This window comes from Vibrio sp. 779(2023) (genome assembly GCF_033344285.1).
In the GTDB taxonomy this organism is placed as follows: Bacteria; Pseudomonadota; Gammaproteobacteria; order Enterobacterales; family Vibrionaceae; genus Vibrio; species Vibrio alginolyticus.
Window position 1 is genome coordinate 292 of record NZ_JAWPOM010000103.1, and the last position, 1,104, is coordinate 1,395.

At 47.4% G+C, this 1,104-nt stretch carries 1 protein-coding gene and 1 pseudogene; both read left to right on the plus strand.

Features of this window, described 5'->3' with window-relative positions; translation table 11 throughout:
• Positions 1 to 211, plus strand: a pseudogene (locus R8O70_RS25265) (TolC family protein); the annotation flags it as partial.
• A gap of 3 nt (positions 212 to 214) precedes the next feature.
• Positions 215 to 1,104 (plus strand): HlyD family secretion protein (locus tag R8O70_RS25270; RefSeq protein WP_318127356.1); only part of this gene is annotated, 890 nt, incomplete at its 3' end.

The window sequence follows — 1,104 nt, forward strand, 5'->3', positions numbered from 1 at the left end:
GAAGGCATTCACTCAAGGTCTTTCTTCTTCTCTCGATGTGGTTGACGCTCAGCTTTATGTCGCCAGTATCGAAACTCAACGTTCGGCGGCGCGCTTCCGCTATCTGATTTCACTAACCAAACTATTAGCATTAAGCAGTGAAATGAACAGCTTCGAACAATATCAAAATACCGCTTACGCCCCAGCGAAAATATCCAAAGAGGTTAAATAAGTCATGGCAGCAAAATCTTTAAAACCCGTTCTACTTTCACTTTGCGCCTTGGGTGTGGCTTCTTGGGTTGGCTATCAGTTTTACCAAGCTTATCAGCCAGAACCAGTTCGCTTGCAAGGTTTGATTGAAGCTCAGCAATACAGCATTTCATCGAAAGTCCCAGGTCGCATCGACGAAGTGATGGTTCGCAAAGGCGATGATGTTGAAAAAGGCCAGTTAATTTTTACGCTTCACAGCCCAGAAATCGAAGCGAAACTGGAACAAGCAAAAGCTGGTGAAAAAGCGGCAGATGCACTAGCGCAAGAAGCAGAGAAAGGTGCACGTGAGCAACAAATTCAAGCCGCGAAAGACCAATGGCTAAAAGCGAAAGCCGCAGCAGATTTGATGGAAAAAACCTATAACCGCGTGAACAACCTGTATAAAGATGGCGTGGTTGCCGAGCAAAAACGCGATGAAGCGCTAACCCAATGGCAGGCTTCTAAATACACCGAAAGTGCCGCTTTCCAAATGTATGAGATGGCGAAAGAAGGGGCTCGTAGTGAAACCAAAGTAGCTGCGGCTGAGAAAGCTCGTATGGCGTCTGGCGCAGTTGCTGAAGTGGAAGCTTATGCGAAAGATACTCAAATCTACAGTTGGTTTGACGGTGAAGTATCTCAAGTACTTTTACAAAGCGGCGAGCTCGCACCGCAGGGCTTCCCAGTCGTGACCGTCATCGACACTGAAGATGCGTGGGCAACACTGAACGTGCGCGAGGATCTGCTTAAACACTTCACTAAAGACACCACATTTAACGCATACTTGCCAGCACTAGATAAAAGTGTCGAGTTTAAAGTCACGCACGTTGCAGTAATGGGCGATTTCGCAACTTGGCGAGCGACCGATGCAGCACAAGG